Origin of the sequence: Paenibacillus sp. MY03 (genome assembly GCF_002165585.1) — a bacterium.
GTDB classification, from domain to species: Bacteria; Bacillota; Bacilli; order Paenibacillales; family Paenibacillaceae; genus Pristimantibacillus; species Pristimantibacillus agaridevorans.
In genome coordinates this window covers 14,540-29,278 of sequence record NZ_MXQD01000055.1, presented here as the reverse complement: position 1 = coordinate 29,278, position 14,739 = coordinate 14,540, and the positions used below count along the sequence as shown (strand labels likewise).

At 52.8% G+C, this 14,739-nt stretch carries 15 protein-coding genes; 2 read left to right on the top strand and 13 right to left on the bottom strand.

Features of this window, described 5'->3' with window-relative positions:
- Positions 1-34: 34 nt before the first annotated feature.
- Positions 35-910 (bottom strand): carbohydrate ABC transporter permease, encoded by an 876-nt coding sequence (locus tag B1748_RS30615; RefSeq protein WP_087571759.1) that lies wholly within the window; start codon positions 908-910, stop codon positions 35-37.
- A gap of 17 nt (positions 911-927) precedes the next feature.
- Positions 928-1,782, bottom strand: a complete 855-nt coding sequence (locus B1748_RS30610; protein WP_087571794.1) for an ABC transporter permease — start codon at positions 1,780-1,782, stop codon at positions 928-930.
- A gap of 355 nt (positions 1,783-2,137) precedes the next feature.
- On the opposite strand from B1748_RS30610, the gene B1748_RS30605 reads away from it, so the two are divergent.
- Together B1748_RS30605 and B1748_RS30600 are read left to right on the top strand one after the other, a co-directional pair.
- Positions 2,138-2,914: a formate/nitrite transporter family protein gene (locus tag B1748_RS30605; RefSeq protein WP_087571758.1), complete on the top strand. Its 777-nt coding sequence runs from the start codon at positions 2,138-2,140 to the stop codon at positions 2,912-2,914.
- 56 nt (positions 2,915-2,970) lie between these two features.
- Positions 2,971-3,885, top strand: coding sequence for an L-lactate dehydrogenase (locus B1748_RS30600; RefSeq protein ID WP_087571757.1), 915 nt, complete (start codon positions 2,971-2,973; stop codon positions 3,883-3,885).
- 114 nt (positions 3,886-3,999) lie between these two features.
- Here the strand turns inward: B1748_RS30600 and B1748_RS30595 are convergent, their stop codons facing one another.
- The 11 genes from B1748_RS30595 to hisF form a co-directional block, all read right to left on the bottom strand.
- Positions 4,000-4,320: a hypothetical protein gene (locus B1748_RS30595; RefSeq protein ID WP_087571756.1), complete on the bottom strand. Its 321-nt coding sequence runs from the start codon at positions 4,318-4,320 to the stop codon at positions 4,000-4,002.
- A gap of 252 nt (positions 4,321-4,572) precedes the next feature.
- Positions 4,573-4,842 (bottom strand): HPr family phosphocarrier protein, encoded by a 270-nt coding sequence (locus B1748_RS30590; RefSeq protein WP_068678916.1) that lies wholly within the window; start codon positions 4,840-4,842, stop codon positions 4,573-4,575.
- 194 nt (positions 4,843-5,036) lie between these two features.
- Positions 5,037-5,978 carry a DNA-binding protein WhiA gene (gene whiA, locus B1748_RS30585; protein WP_087571755.1) on the bottom strand — a complete coding sequence of 314 codons (942 nt, stop codon included), beginning with the start codon at positions 5,976-5,978 and terminating at the stop codon, positions 5,037-5,039.
- Between the two features lie 6 nt (positions 5,979-5,984).
- The gene (locus B1748_RS30580) at positions 5,985-6,971 is read right to left on the bottom strand and encodes a gluconeogenesis factor YvcK family protein (protein WP_087571793.1); all 987 of its coding nucleotides are present in this window, start codon (positions 6,969-6,971) and stop codon (positions 5,985-5,987) included.
- A 14-nt stretch (positions 6,972-6,985) separates the two neighbouring features.
- Entirely contained in the window at positions 6,986-7,873 is an 888-nt protein-coding gene (gene rapZ, locus B1748_RS30575; RefSeq protein WP_087571754.1) for an RNase adapter RapZ, read from the bottom strand.
- Between the two features lie 11 nt (positions 7,874-7,884).
- Entirely contained in the window at positions 7,885-8,835 is a 951-nt protein-coding gene (locus tag B1748_RS30570) for an ROK family glucokinase (protein ID WP_087571792.1), read from the bottom strand.
- Positions 8,836-9,116: 281 nt separating this feature from the next.
- A complete protein-coding gene (gene trxB, locus B1748_RS30565) occupies positions 9,117-10,064 on the bottom strand; it encodes a thioredoxin-disulfide reductase (RefSeq protein WP_087571753.1) in 948 nt (315 codons plus the stop codon).
- Positions 10,065-10,086: 22 nt separating this feature from the next.
- Positions 10,087-11,841 (bottom strand): tetratricopeptide repeat protein, encoded by a 1,755-nt coding sequence (locus B1748_RS30560; RefSeq protein WP_087571752.1) that lies wholly within the window; start codon positions 11,839-11,841, stop codon positions 10,087-10,089.
- 137 nt (positions 11,842-11,978) lie between these two features.
- Positions 11,979-12,929 carry a ribose-phosphate diphosphokinase gene (locus B1748_RS30555; RefSeq protein WP_087571751.1) on the bottom strand — a complete coding sequence of 317 codons (951 nt, stop codon included), beginning with the start codon at positions 12,927-12,929 and terminating at the stop codon, positions 11,979-11,981.
- Between the two features lie 189 nt (positions 12,930-13,118).
- Positions 13,119-13,799, bottom strand: a complete 681-nt coding sequence (gene hisIE, locus B1748_RS30550; protein ID WP_087571791.1) for a bifunctional phosphoribosyl-AMP cyclohydrolase/phosphoribosyl-ATP diphosphatase HisIE — start codon at positions 13,797-13,799, stop codon at positions 13,119-13,121.
- An 11-nt stretch (positions 13,800-13,810) separates the two neighbouring features.
- Positions 13,811-14,569, bottom strand: a complete 759-nt coding sequence (gene hisF, locus B1748_RS30545) for an imidazole glycerol phosphate synthase subunit HisF (RefSeq protein WP_087571750.1) — start codon at positions 14,567-14,569, stop codon at positions 13,811-13,813.
- Between the last annotated feature and the right edge of the window lie 170 nt (positions 14,570-14,739).

Sequence of the window (14,739 nt, the reverse complement as noted above, 5' to 3'; positions counted from 1 at the left end):
AGATAGACCTCCCGATTTTATAAATATCGTATCATCAACCTTTAATGGCGCCGATCATAACACCCTTCACAAAATACTTCTGCACAAACGGATAGACAACCACCATCGGCATTAATAAAATGATAATGCCGGCCGACTTGACGCCTTCCGGCGGGTACAAATTCATTTCATCCGGCTGCAGAGTGGTGAACTCCTGTAAAATCGACGAGCTGCGCACCATCTGCTGAACCAGTACCGTCAAGTTGTATTTGTCCGTATGATTGATATAAATCAGCACCTGAAAAAACGAGTTCCAATAATAAATGCCATAAAACAAAGCGATTGTCGCAATCATCGGAACGGATAGCGGCAGCACGATCTTCGAAATAAACTGCAGTTCACCGCAACCGTCCATTCTCGCCGCTTCTTCCATTTCCTCGGGCAAATTTTCAAAGTAACTTTTCATGATCAGCATATTGAATGGACTGATAAGCGCGGGCAGCCATAACGCCCAATAAGTATTGACGAGGCCAAGCGCATTGGCGAGCAGATAACTCGGGATCAGCCCTCCCGTAAAAATCATCGTAAATACAACCATTAATGTAAGCGCTTTCCTCGAATAAAACGCTTTGCGCGACAGCGGGTAGGCGGCCAACAGTGTAAACAGCATACATAAGAAAATGCCCGCTGCGGTCAGAACAATGCTGTTTTTGAACGCATTCAGTATCGGACTTCCCTGTATTAAAGCCTGATAAGAAGCGATATTGAAACCTAGCGGCCAAATGCCCACCTTGCCTGAAACGACCGCCTGATTGTTGCTAAGCGACATCGCCAGCACATTGAGAATAGGCAGGAGACAGCTTAATGACGCCAGCCCCAATACGATATAATTAACTGCATAGAACAGCTTTTCTCCCGGCGATACTCGCACCTAGAACTCACTCTCCTTCACCATAACCCCTGTCCAAATCGTCTGGCGAAGCCGTTGGCGAGCAGCACAAGCACAAGTCCGATCAGCGCTTCGAACATGCCCATGGCCGTCGTTATGCTAAACTGCATGCCTTGCAATCCGATCCTGTAAATATAGGTCGAAATAACTTCGGATATATTGGATACGACCGGATTATGCAAAATATATACTTGATCGAAACCGACTTCCATAACTCTGCCCATCGCCAGAATAAGCATCAGCACAATAATCGGCGTAATCCCCGGCAATGTCACATGAACGATCTGTTTCCACTTGTTGGCGCCGTCCAGATTGGCCGCTTCGTACAAATGCGGGTCTATGTTGGCCAATGCCGCCAAATAAATAATTGCGCCAAACCCTGCTTCCTTCCAAACGCCCGAGCCGAGGAAAATCGCCAGCCATGAGCCCTCCTGATATAAGAACGGGTAGGTGGAGCCTGTAAGTCTCTCCCAGATCGCATTCATGACGCCCGTTTCTTGCGAAAACACCGTAATGACAATCCCGCCCACAATGACCCATGACAGAAAATGCGGCAAATAAAGTAATGTTTGCACCGTTTTACGGTACCACATTTTGCGCACTTCGTTAAACAGAATAGCCAGTATAATGGGAAACGGAAAGCCCACCGCAATCGAAAGCACGCTGATCATCAGCGTATTGCGAATGGTTTTGAACGCGGCCGGGTCGGTAAACAGCATGGAGAAGTTTTTTAGTCCGACCCATTCGCTCCCCCAAATACCATGCAGAAAATGATAGTTTTTGAATGCAATGATCAATCCTCCCATCGGCACATACTTGAACATGATAAAGTAGATCGCTACAGGCAAAAACATAATCAGCCATGGGATATTCTGTTTCAGCCTTCGATGAGAATGGTACAATCCGGTCAACACCTACTTTCTAGGGATTTGTTCGTTTCGCTGCAGTGAAGAACACCCCAATTAAAGCATGGTGCCGCAAATTTAGTCTATAAACAAAAATTTCGATTAAACATTGTGTTTCAAAGTAGATCACTGGGGGCGTCATGGGATTAGATGTCGACATACTTCTCTAATTAATTCATAATTAAAAATGGAACTGTGACAAAGATCACTCCCCGCCATCGTGCGGCAAGCTATTATGGTTTTAGCAGGATGTTCCATCGCCTGCAGCCGCAACCAGCCCATTATGCATCAAGAGGTGGTAATCATGGAAGTAGAAGCGTTAAACAAGGTCGAGCAGCTCGCCCTTAAAAAGCTGCGCATATACAAAAATAGCGTCTGGCGTTACCTGTCTCGCTCCATGTTAGCCAGTATGTTCATCGGGTTCGGCGTTATCGTCGCCTTTAAGACGGGAAGCTTCTTCTATTTGGAGAATTCGCCGCTGACCTATCCCATGGCCGCAATCACGTTTGGCGCAGCCATCATTCTGATCAGTTACGGCGGAGGCGACCTGTTTACGGGCAATACTTTCTACTATACATACGCCGCTTTGCGCAAGCGCATGAGATGGTTGGATACCGTCAGGTTGTGGGTACTTAGTTACTTAGGCAACATCCTGGGCGCCGCCGCGTTCGCCTTGCTGATCTGGACGACCGGCTTGTTCTCAAGCCCCGACGTTAATGCTTTCTTGCTCGAGGTTGTGCACAAAAAGATGACCGCGCCGACTTCGGAGCTGTTCTTCCGGGCCATTCTTTGTAACTGGCTGGTCTGCCTTGCATTCTTCGTTCCCATGTCGATGAAGAGCGACGGAGCCAAGATGTTTGCGATGATGTTGTTCGTCTTCTGCTTCTTTATCTCGGGCTACGAGCACAGCATTGCCAACCTATGCACCTTCGCCATCGCATTCGTGTTGGATCCCGGAAACTTCTCTTATTCGGGAGGCTTCCACAACATCATCCCCGTCACGCTGGGCAATCTGATCGGCGGCGGCATCCTGATGGGATGGATGTACCACTACGTCAACAAGCCGTTCTACGAGGATTAAACGCAGTATCATACGGCGATCGCCGTGAATTCCAATACAAGGAGCGATTCCATTCCATGAAAAAATCCAAAATCGTTATTATCGGCACCGGAGCCGTCGGCTCGACTACTGCATATACGCTGCTGCTTCGCAATCGCGTGGACGAGCTGGTGCTCATCGACGCCAACCATAACAAAGCCGCCGGAGACGCGCTCGACATGAATCACGGCATGCCGTTCCTCGGTCAAGCCTCCGTCTGGGCCGGCACTTATGAGGACTGTGCAGGCGCCGACATCATCATCATTACGGCTGGCGCCGCCCAGAAGCCGGGCGAGCCTCGCACCGAGCTGCTGAAGCGCAACGTCGCCATCTTCGACAGCATTATCGAGCAAGTGCTTCCGTATAATGGAGACGCCATCCTGCTGATCGCTTCCAACCCTGTCGACATTATGAGCTATATGGCGTATAAGAAAGCTGGGCTTCCTATACATCGCGTTATCGGCTCCGGCACGCTTCTCGACAGTGCGCGGTTCCGCTACCTGATCGGTCAGAAGCTGGATATCGACCCGCGCAGCGTGCATGCGCATATCGTCGGCGAGCATGGCGACTCCGAGCTGCCGCTCTGGAGCTTGGCCAACATAGCCGGATCGAAGCTTACATTGTCAGCAGAAGACCGCGAAGACGTGTTCGTCAATACTCGCGATGCCGCCTACCAGATCATCGAAGCCAAAGGCGCGACCTATTATGCCATCGCGCTGGCGCTCGACCGCATCTGCACAGCGATTCTGAGTGATGAGGGCGCCGTACTCAACGTCTCGACCTTGCTGAACGACTATCACGGCGTATCCGACGTTTACCTGGGCGTACCTTGTATCGTCGACCGCAGCGGCGTCAGACAGGTGATGGACATTACGATCACGGAGCAGGAGCGGGAACTTTTGCACAAGTCTGCGGATAAGCTCAAGGGGCTAATTTCTACGTTACAGATTTAAGGACATCCCCTCATTATACGCAGCAATGGCGGTGCTCGGGTTATGTTACTACCCGTTCACCGCCATTTGTTGTCTTGATGGATTGCCTAGGTTGCCTTAATTGTCGAATACGGACTACATGGATGCCGGAGCGGCAACGATGCCGCCTTGGTGCAGAACGCTTTGCGCGTGCGCGTCCAGAGGTCTGTATCCTTTCTCCAGCAGTTCCTTGATGTACATCTTGTTATAGATGAACGAGAAGATGATTCCTGGAACCCAGGCTCCGAGACCCAGCGTGAATATCCCGATCGCCGTAGCCGTAATAAACATGATCGCGGCCCACTTCAGATCTCCTCTGAACAAAGCCGGGAAAAATCCGAAGAAGAATGTTGTCCAGCTGAATCCAACCTTTACTTCCTTCACTCCGCCTGCCGCATTTACCAATCTTACGTGCACGTTCGTCAACTCCTTCTATGTATTGACATTATTATAGGAAATATTGCCTAAAATGTCGATTGTTTTTTTGGTAACTAATGCGCTTACATGTTAATTTATTTACAAATATAGTTCCGCTGCCAGGGTGTCTTAGAGCCCTCCCAACGCAACCCCTGCTCACGCAAATAAGAGCCCTCTATGCGACCCTCTGCGTCGCACAAAAGACTCCCTTGCTTTGCTCATGAAAGGACGGAAATCCCATCCGAGCTTGCCTTATTGGTTCTCGAGCTCTTCTTTGCTGACCAATGCGACTAAAGCGTTTACAGCCTGTTCCGCATCCGATCCTTCCGCACTTATGGAAATTTCAGTTCCGGAGCTGATCGCAAGGCTCATAATGCCCATAATGGATTTAGCGTTTACTTTCTTATCGTCCTTCTCTACGAATACCTCGGAGGAGAATTTGTTCGCTTCTTGAACGAATAGCGCTGCAGGCCTAGCATGAAGCCCAGTCTTCAACCGAACGACAACCGGAAGCCTTGTCATGGAAACATACCCCCTATATTTTACTGAATCATCTAGCGGAAACGCTTGTCGAAGCCCTTTATGCGGGGGACGTCGTTCCGCGTTGAATTCTGAGGCTAACATAAGCGCCGTGCGCTTAGTGACAGCTTAGAATTGAACATATACCGTCAGAAAAGCCAATTACAACTTATTATATCATTTTACAGGCTGTAGCACTAGGCAAAAGTTGAACCGGACCGTATTTTTTCGGCCATTTCGTCAATTTTGCGAAGTCGGTGATTGACGCCGGACTTGCTTACTTGCCCTTTCAGCATCTCGCCTACTTCCGTGAGGTTAAGGTCGGGATGCTGCATCCGAATGACCGCGACCTCGCGCAGCTTGTCGGGCAGGCTGTCGAGTCCGATCTCCTTCTCCAGCAGCTTTATGTTATCGATCTGCCGAACGGCAGCGCCGATCGTTTTATTCAAATTGGCGGTTTCGCAATTGACGATCCGATTAACGGAATTTCGCATGTCGCGCATAATCCGAACGTCCTCGAACTTGAACAACGCTTGGTGTGCGCCGATGATGTTCAAAAGTTCGATGATCTTCTCGCCTTCCTTGATATAAAAAATAAAACCTTTCTTTCGCTCGATGCATCTCGCGTTCAAATCGAATTTGTTCGCCAGATCGACGAGAGCGCCGCAATGCTCTTCGTACATCGAAGCAATCTCCAGATGGTAGGACGAACCCTCCGGATTGTTAACAGAGCCTCCGGCAAGGAAGGCGCCGCGCAAGTAGGAGCGTTTGCAGCAAGGCTTGCGCACGATCTCTTTGTCGATACCATCATTGAACATAAAGCCTTCGGAGACGATTCGAAGTTCGGCCAGCGTCTCCTGCACCTTGGCGGGAAGACGTACGATATAGACGTTATTTTTCTTAAGCCTCATCTTCTTGCGTACGAGCAGTTCTACATGCAGGTCGAAGTGCTTCTTGATCAGTGAATATATTCGGCGCGCGATCGCGGCATTCTCCGTCGAGATGTCAAGAACGACCTTGCGGCTGGATAAGCTGACCGAACCGTTCATCCGTATAAGGGCCGATAACTCGGCGCGCTCACAGCAGCTGTCCGCTTCTACCATCGTCAGCTCTTTTTTTGTTTGGGCCGCAAAAGACATTCTGCCTCACCTCTTTCGTAACATCCAATTCTCCACCAGCTTGTAGATATGGTGGCTTAACCGCTCCGCGTCGTGACGCAGGAACGTACGGAACAACACAAGCTTGTCGGCGATAACCTTGTACCCTCTGCGGGTGACCTCGTCAATGTCCAACTGGACAGCCTTGGCCCCAAGCTCGGCGTATTTGCTCTCCACCTGCGGCGGAATCTCGCCGTCGTTTACGATGACATAATCGAATAAATGATGGCCGATATGGGCGTGAATGGCGTCCAGATGATTGCTGACCGTATAATTATCCGTCTCGCCCGGCTGCGTCATCACGTTGCAGACGAACAGCTTGACTGCCTCCGACTCCACGATCGCCTGAGCCAGCTTGGGAACGATCAAGTTCGGCATGATGCTCGTGTACAGACTGCCAGGGCCGATCAGAATGGCGTCGGCCTGTTCGATGGCTTCCACAGCTTCCGCGAGCGGCACGACATCGGCAGGCTCCAGGAACACGCGCTTTATCGCCTTCCCCGCTTTGGGAATTTGCGATTCCCCCGTCACGATAGTTCCGTCTTCTAGCTCCGCCTTAAGCACGATTGCACGATTTGCCGCCGGCAGCACACGCCCGCGTACGGCCAGCACTTGGCTAAGCTGACGAATGCCCGTCACGAAGTCTCCGGATAGATCCGTCATGGCGGCCAGCATCAGGTTGCCGAGGCTGTGTCCCGCAAGTCCGTTGCCATTTTTGAAGCGATACTTCAGCATGTCGGCAAGCAGCGGCTCCACGTCGGCGAGCGCCATCAGTACGTTGCGGATGTCGCCCGGCGGCGGAATCTGCAGCTCATTTCTTAATATGCCGGAGCTGCCGCCATCATCGGCGACCGTAACGATCGCCGTTATGTCGAGCGGCTTCTCCTTCAATCCTCGCAGCATGACGGAGAGACCCGTGCCGCCGCCGATGACGACGATCTTGGGACGACGAACAATCTTTTGGATCGTCTGCATGTTCTCCCCCCGAATCAATGCTTATCACGCTCCGAATCCCGATGGCTTACGCGTACCCGCTCCGTGTCGCTGCTGCCGAGCACCTTGCCCAAATATTCCGCAATGGCTACGGAGCGATGTTTGCCGCCTGTGCAGCCGATGCCGATCACAACCTGGCTCTTGCCTTCCTTGCGGTATAACGGGATGAGGAACTGCAGCATATCGATCAGCTTCGCGAGGAACTGATGCGTCTCCGGCCACTTCATCACGTACTCGTAGACATCGGGATTCTGGCCCGTGTTGGGACGCAGATGCTCGACGTAATGCGGATTGGGCAAAAATCGAACGTCATAGATCAAGTCGGCATCGATCGGAATGCCGTACTTGAAGCCGAACGAGGTTACATTAACGGAGAGGTTGCTTTGCTCCACATTCGTGAAATGGGTGATGATACGTTCCTTGAGCTGCAAAGGTTTCAGGCTGGTCGTATCGATAACCTGGGAAGCCGAGCCTTTGAGATCCTCCAGCAAGCGGCGCTCGTTATGGATGCCTTCCAGCGGAAGCCCCTGAGGCGCCAGCGGATGCCGGCGCCTGCTCTCCTTGTAGCGCTGGACGAGCACTTCGTCCGTAGCGTCCAGGAACAGGATTTCGCAGCTTATTGTATGATGATCTTTGATATACGCCAATGATTCCGACAGCGCCGTGAAAAATTCGCGTCCCCGCAGGTCGATAACGAGCGCAACTTTGCCGATCTTGCCGTTTGACTGCTCGATGAGCTCCGCGAACTTGGGAATGAGCACCGGCGGAAGGTTGTCGACACAGAAGAATCCAAGATCCTCCAGGCTTTGCACCGCAATGGTCTTGCCCGCGCCCGACATGCCGGTAATGATCACTAGCTTAGCAAGCGTTGCCGTCGTTTCCATGCGTACACCTACTATCCTCTAAGAATGAGTCCTGCAGCGCCTACGACGCCCGCATCGTTGCCCAGCGTAGCCGGTACGATCTTGACGCCTTCCTTGGCTTGATCCTGTGTATATTTCTCGAACACTTCGCGAATCTGGTTAAATAAGAAGTCGCCGGCCTTCGATACGCCGCCGCCAATAATAAAATATTGCGGGTTCAAAACGATGGAGAGCATCGCCATCGATTTGCCGAGATAATAAGCAGCGCGGCTCACGATGCGCGCAGCCACCTCGTCGCCGGCTTTCGCCGCGTCGACAACGTCCTTCGCCATAATGTTCTCCACCTGCGCAAGGGTCGTCCGGTCGCCGCGAGCCACGGCGTCCTTCGCCATACGAATGATGCCTGTCGCGGACGATACGGTTTCCAGACAGCCCATCTTGCCGCAGCCGCACTGGATTGCTTCCAAATCCGGAACGATCGCGATATGGCCGAGCTCGCCCGCCATGCTGTTGAAGCCCTCTACGATCTTGCCGTCTATAATAATGCCGCCGCCGACACCAGTGCCGAGCGTATAACATACGCAATGCGCTACGCCTCTGCCTGCGCCAGCCCATGCTTCGCCCAGCGCCGCAACGTTCGCGTCGTTGTTCACTTTAATGGTTTTGCCAAGTTCCCGCTCAAGGAAACCCTTTAAATCCGTATTCTCGATGTACAGGTTTGCCGAATATTTCACGTAGCCCTTCGAGATGTCCAAGAAACCCGCGATACCGACGCCTACGCCGTCCACTTGCTCCCAGCCGTAATTAGACTGTTCTACAATGTTGCGCGCGTACCTCGCGATATTATGAAGAATAGCGTCCGTACCTTTATCCGTTTCCGTCGCCCCTTCATAGGTATGAAGGAGTTGCCCTTCTGCGTCGCACAGGCCTACCTTAATGGTTGTGCCGCCGACATCGACGCCCACGTAAATCTTCTCAGACATGACAATAGCCACCTCGTTTACATAATTAACATTCTCTGTTCCAACTATAAGCGTTGTTTCCGCGTCGGTCAAGGTGAAACGGCTTTCCTCATCCTATGGCGTGCAACGCGTTTCATTCGCGAAAATGAAGAGGACCGCCGCCTGATTATTGCCGACTTCTCAGGTGCAGTCCATCTATGCGGTCGCGGCGAGGACAGCCCAAGCTGCCTGTTGTGCCCAGACAAGCGTCGCCGCAGATCACGCTTTAACGTTCCTCGTCGTTCCCGCCGCCGCATGGTCGATTACAGCGACTGGCTCCAGTCATGCGTAATGGATCCTTCCAGGAACCGTTCGCAGTCGAGCGCGGCCATACAGCCGCTGCCCGCTGCCGTGATGGCTTGACGATACTTGCTGTCCTGCACGTCGCCGCAGGCGAATACGCCCGGAACATTCGTCTCCGAGGAGCCTGGCTTGACCTGAATGTAACCATATTCGTCCGTGTCAATCTGCCCGCCGAGGAACTTCGTGTTCGGCGTATGGCCGATCGCGATGAAGATGCCGTTCGTTTCGATAACCTCTTCTTCCCCCGTTGCATTGTCTCGCACCTTGAGGCCCGTTACTCCCATGCCGTTAGCCACGACTTCCACTGGCGTGCGGTTAAGGCTCCAACTGATCTTCTCGTTCTCGCGGGCGCGCTCCTGCATGATCTTGGAAGCGCGCAGCTCGTCGCGGCGGTTGACCAGCTCAACGTTCGTGGCGAAACGCGTCAGGAAGTTTGCTTCCTCCATCGCGGAGTCGCCGCCGCCGACCACGATGATCTTTTTGCCCCGGAAGAAGAAGCCGTCGCATGTCGCGCAAGTGCTGACGCCTTTGCCCACGTTGTCCTTCTCGCCCGGAATGCCGAGATACTTAGCCGACGCCCCCGTGGAAATAATGACGCTCTCTCCGACGATCTCGCCCTGGCCTTCCACTTGCAACTTGAACGGACGCTGCGACAGGTCGATGGAGTTGACCCATCCCGTCAGGAATTTCGCGCCGAAGCGCTCCGCTTGCTTACGCATATTGTCCATGAGCTCAGGGCCCATAATACCTTCGGGGAAGCCCGGGAAGTTCTCGACCTCCGTCGTCGTCGTCAACTGTCCGCCCGGCTCCGGTCCTTCGATAATGAGCGGGTTCATGTTGGCGCGCGCCAGGTAGATGGCAGCCGTCAGTCCGGCTGGTCCCGTGCCGATAATAATGGATTTGTACATTGATTCTCACCTCATGCCAAATTTAGTCTTCGTTGGGTTCGTGCGAGGAGAAAAACGAGCTGATGCTCTTCATTTTCTCCTTGATGCCGCATGCGCTGTCGATCAGCTTTACGTGTTTGCTTACCGTCGCGATCGATGTTCCATAACGAACGGACACCTCGTGGTAAGAGATCGCACGACGATGCATCTTGGCCGTTAAGTATTCGAGAGCCGCCGCCCAGCCTTCCGATTTCGTCAGCTTGGGAACGTCGGGATAGACGCGCGACAAAAACTCCACCCATAATGTCATCATATCATGCTGCTGGACGAGATCATAATGCTTGCTCATCCGGCTCAGCGCGGTTTGGGCCACTTCCTCCCACTTGTCATGCCATTCCGGCAGCCTCGACGGCACGCGGTTCGGTTCGATGGTCGTCTCCTTGCCTTCCAGCACGACCTTTAGCGGCTCCTGCACGCCGATCGTGCGCAAGACGAAAATCGCGATTTTTTTTAAATAATCGTCTTCGTCCGACTCCAGCAGGAATGCGCGCAATACGTCCTTCACTTCGTTATCTGCAATCATGCCGAACGCCTGAATGACCTGCAGCTTCGTATGCTGGTCCCCATGCCGCAGCGCCCAGAAGAATGAGGAACGGACAAGCGGATCGCTCTTTAGATGATCGGGAATGCCGTCCGTCGACTTCTCCCATAGCTTGAACTGCTCCTCGAAGGGCAGATGATAATGATAGCTGATAGGCGCTGCGGCGCGTCCCTGACGGAGCTGTTCGAGCTGCTGCATGTAATAATGAGGAACATCGGAGCTCGGGTCGAGCTTCATCGTCGTCTTCCACAGCCGCTCGGCGTCGTTAAGTCTGCCTATGTTGCATGCCGCTACCGCGGCGTAATGGAACAGGCACGGATCTTGCTGTACCTCAGAGTCCTTGGCGAGACGGATGAAATGCCTGTAGGCAATCTCATGTTCGCCCAATATGCCCATCGTCGTCGCGAGCTTGAACACATGCTCCTGATGAAACGGCACTGTCTTGGTCAGCAAATCCACCAGCTCCGCGAGATTGTCCTTGTCTCCTTCGTGCTGATAAAAAATCGCTAGATTGCAAAGCGCGTGCAAATTGCCAGAATCCTGGGCTAGCACACTCCGAATGGCTTCCTTCGCTTTGTCGAACAATCCCATATAATAATAAGCCAGCGCAAGATTATTGCGAGCCGCAAGAAATTCGGGCTGCCCCTCTACGATATCCTCCAGAATGCGTACGGCCTCGGTAAACTTGCCTTCCTCCAGCAGCGCGCGTGCCTGGTCGTGCTCCACCATGCCTTCGCGAGCCTTAATGCTCTTAAGCTCCATCGGCCGCTCCAGCTCGAATTGAAGCAGATCCATCATCTCTTCGGCTTCATCCAGGTATTGTCCCTCGGGATCCTCTTGCAGGTATTTAACGAGCGATTGCTCGGCGGCCTCATACAACTCCATGTTGGCGAAGTTATTGGCCATATAGAAGTGGCATTCCGTCATCATAGGGTCGAGATCGTCCATAATTCGGCCCAAAATCTCGTTGGACTCCTTATAGTTGCCCATCTCCGACAGAATACCCGCCATATTGCAATGATTCACGGGATTGTCCGGTTCGTATTCTACGGCTCTCCGGAAATATTTGAGTGCCTTGTCATAATGGAATCGGTCCAGCGAGCGTACCGCGCGCTCGAAGAAGAATGTAGCGTCCCACTGTATAGAGATAATGTTCGTATTCGCGCCTTCGCCGACCGCCATTCTTTTTTTGTTCATTTGCAAGGCACCTCCTTTTCTATCCTTCGTCAGCACGATTATACCATAGCCGGGCATGTCCCAACATGCTAGAATATGTGGGAAAATCGCGGACAGCCTCCAGGCCGCCCGCGATTTTCGCAATTGGAATATTCCGATTATACGCCTTTGTTCTTGAACAGCGTGCTGATAGAGCCGCCGTCCAGAATGATCCGAGTCGCTTCCGCGAGCAACGGCGCAACGGACAAAATTTTAAATCGTTCCGGCGTCTCCTCGGGCAGCATGATAGAATCGGTCACGATCACTTCTTTTATAGATGGATGGTCTAAACGCTCGATGGCCGAGCCGGAGAACAGCGGATGCGTGGCGCAGACATATACATCCGCGGCCCCGCGTTCCTTAAGGCTTTCGACTACGTTCACGATCGTACCGCCCGTATCAATCAAGTCCTCGATAATGATCGGCGTCTGCCCTTCGACGTCGCCGATGACGTGCGTAATGGAGGACTCGTTGTGCGCGGAGCGCTTCTTGATCATGATGGCGAACGAGGTGTCCAGGTAGTTGGCGAGCTTCTCCGCCGTAGACGCGCGGCCCGCATCCGGAGATACGACAACCGGGTTCTTAATGTTCTTGGACTTCAGGTAATCGCTGATCAGGTCCAGCGCCGTCATATGGTCCACAGGAATGTTGAAGAAGCCCTGGATCGCCGGAGCATGAAGATCGATCGTTATGACGCGAGTCGCTCCGACCGTCGTCAGTACATCCGCCAGCATCTTCGCCGAGATCGGCTCTCGTGGCGCAGCCTTCCGTTCCTGACGAGCATATCCGTAGTACGGCATAATGATGTTGACCGTCCTTGCGGAAGCACGCTTCGCCGCGTCGATCATAACCAACAATTCGACAAAGTGCTCATTGATGGGATGCGAGAACGACTGAACGAGAAAGACGTCGCAGTTCCGAATCGTCTCTTCGTAGTGAACGTAGATCTCACCGCTCTTGAAACGGGACAGTTTGATGGAACCTAGGTTCAAACCAAGCTCTTCGCTAATTTTCTGAGCCAATACCGGGTTTGACGAACCTGAAAAAATACGCACCTTGTCGCTTAACATGATACCCTCCTGAGCGTTTCGACCAAATAATTTACTAGAGGTTGTTCAAAAAGTCCGCTTTTTGAACTCGCACTATATGACTCCAATCAAGCTTACCTGTCCTATTATACATTGATTTATGAAGATTTCAAAAATGTAAATGCACTATTTTTCGACAAAGTCATGAATTTGGGCGATTTGTCTGCCCTTTTATCGCATTTTGTTCGTCGTCGGTTTGCCGTGACGGTTGTTCAGCTCGCTCATAATGTCGTCGAGAGGCAGCCCTCGTTCGCGCAGCAGCACCATTAAGTGGAAAAGCAGATCGCCGGCTTCGCTGCGAAGTTCGTCGTTATCCTGGTTCTTCGCTGCGATAATAACTTCAGCGGATTCTTCTCCGACCTTCTTGAGAATTTTATCCACGCCTTTATCGAACAGGTAGGTCGTATACGCGCCTGCAGGACGCTCCGCATATCGCTGAGCGATGATGGTCTCCAGCTTGCCGAGAATGCCGAAACGGTCGGAGGACTCTTCTTCATCGGCGGAATCGGCTTGCTGCGCGCCTGACTCAAGCTCGATGCCGTTATAGAAGCAGCTATACCGTCCCGTGTGGCATGCAGGACCCTGCTGGGCTACGCGAACCAATAGCGTATCTCCGTCGCAGTCGTAGCTCATCGACTCGATACGCTGCGTATGGCCGCTTGTCGCGCCTTTATTCCACAGCTCGTTGCGGGAGCGGCTCCAGAACCAAGTCGTCCCGGTCGAGACGGAGAGCCTCAAGGATTCCTCGTTCATGTAAGCGAGCATGAGCACTTCCTTGCTTTGCGCATCCTGGACGATCGCGGGAACGAGGCCGTCCTCGCTCCACTTGATGGCAGCCTTCAATTCATTCATGTTGCTTGTCGTCACCTGACCTCAACTCCTTTGCTCCGCAGATCGTCCTTCACTTGCGCTATCGTGAGTTCTTTGTAATGGAAAATCGTAGCCGCAAGAGCGGCGTCCGCCTGCGCATCCTGGAATACTTCCGCGAAATGCGCAATGTTGCCGGCACCGCCGGAAGCAATGACCGGAATGCCTACGCTCCGAGAGACAGCCCCCGTCAGCTTCACGTCGAAGCCGTCCTTCGTGCCGTCGGCGTCCATGCTGGTCAGCAAAATCTCGCCCGCTCCCAGACGCTCTACCTCGCGCGCCCATTCCAAGGCCCGAATACCCGTCGTCTGCCTTCCGCCATGCGTATAAACTTCCCACTCGCCCCACTCGGGATTAAACTTTGCGTCGATTGCGACGACGATGCACTGCGATCCGAAGTGCCGCGCTCCGTCTGAAACGAGCGATGGATTTTTGACTGCGGCCGTGTTGATGCCGATCTTGTCCGCCCCCGCTCGCAGAATCCGCTTCATGTCGTCGACATGAGAGATGCCGCCGCCAACGGTGAACGGAATCGTAATTTCGCCCGCCGTACGTTTCACGACCTCAATCATCGTCGCACGTCCTTCCACCGACGCCGATATGTCGAGAAACACGAGTTCGTCCGCGCCCTCGCGATCGTAGGTCGCCGCAAGCTCTACAGGATCGCCTGCATCGCGCAGGTTGACGAAATTAACGCCCTTCACTACTCGCCCGTCCTTTACGTCCAAGCACGGTATTATACGTTTCGCCAGCATAGGTTATCCCTACCTTTCCATCTTTCATCGAAATGCGCGACAATGGCCGTCTCACCGAGTTACCATTGTTTCGCTAACGGACACAGGAGTCGCTATTTCGATAAAAACATATGTTTTGTAAATCTAAAGGACACAAACGACGCTATTTCATCCAAAATGGGGGATACCCC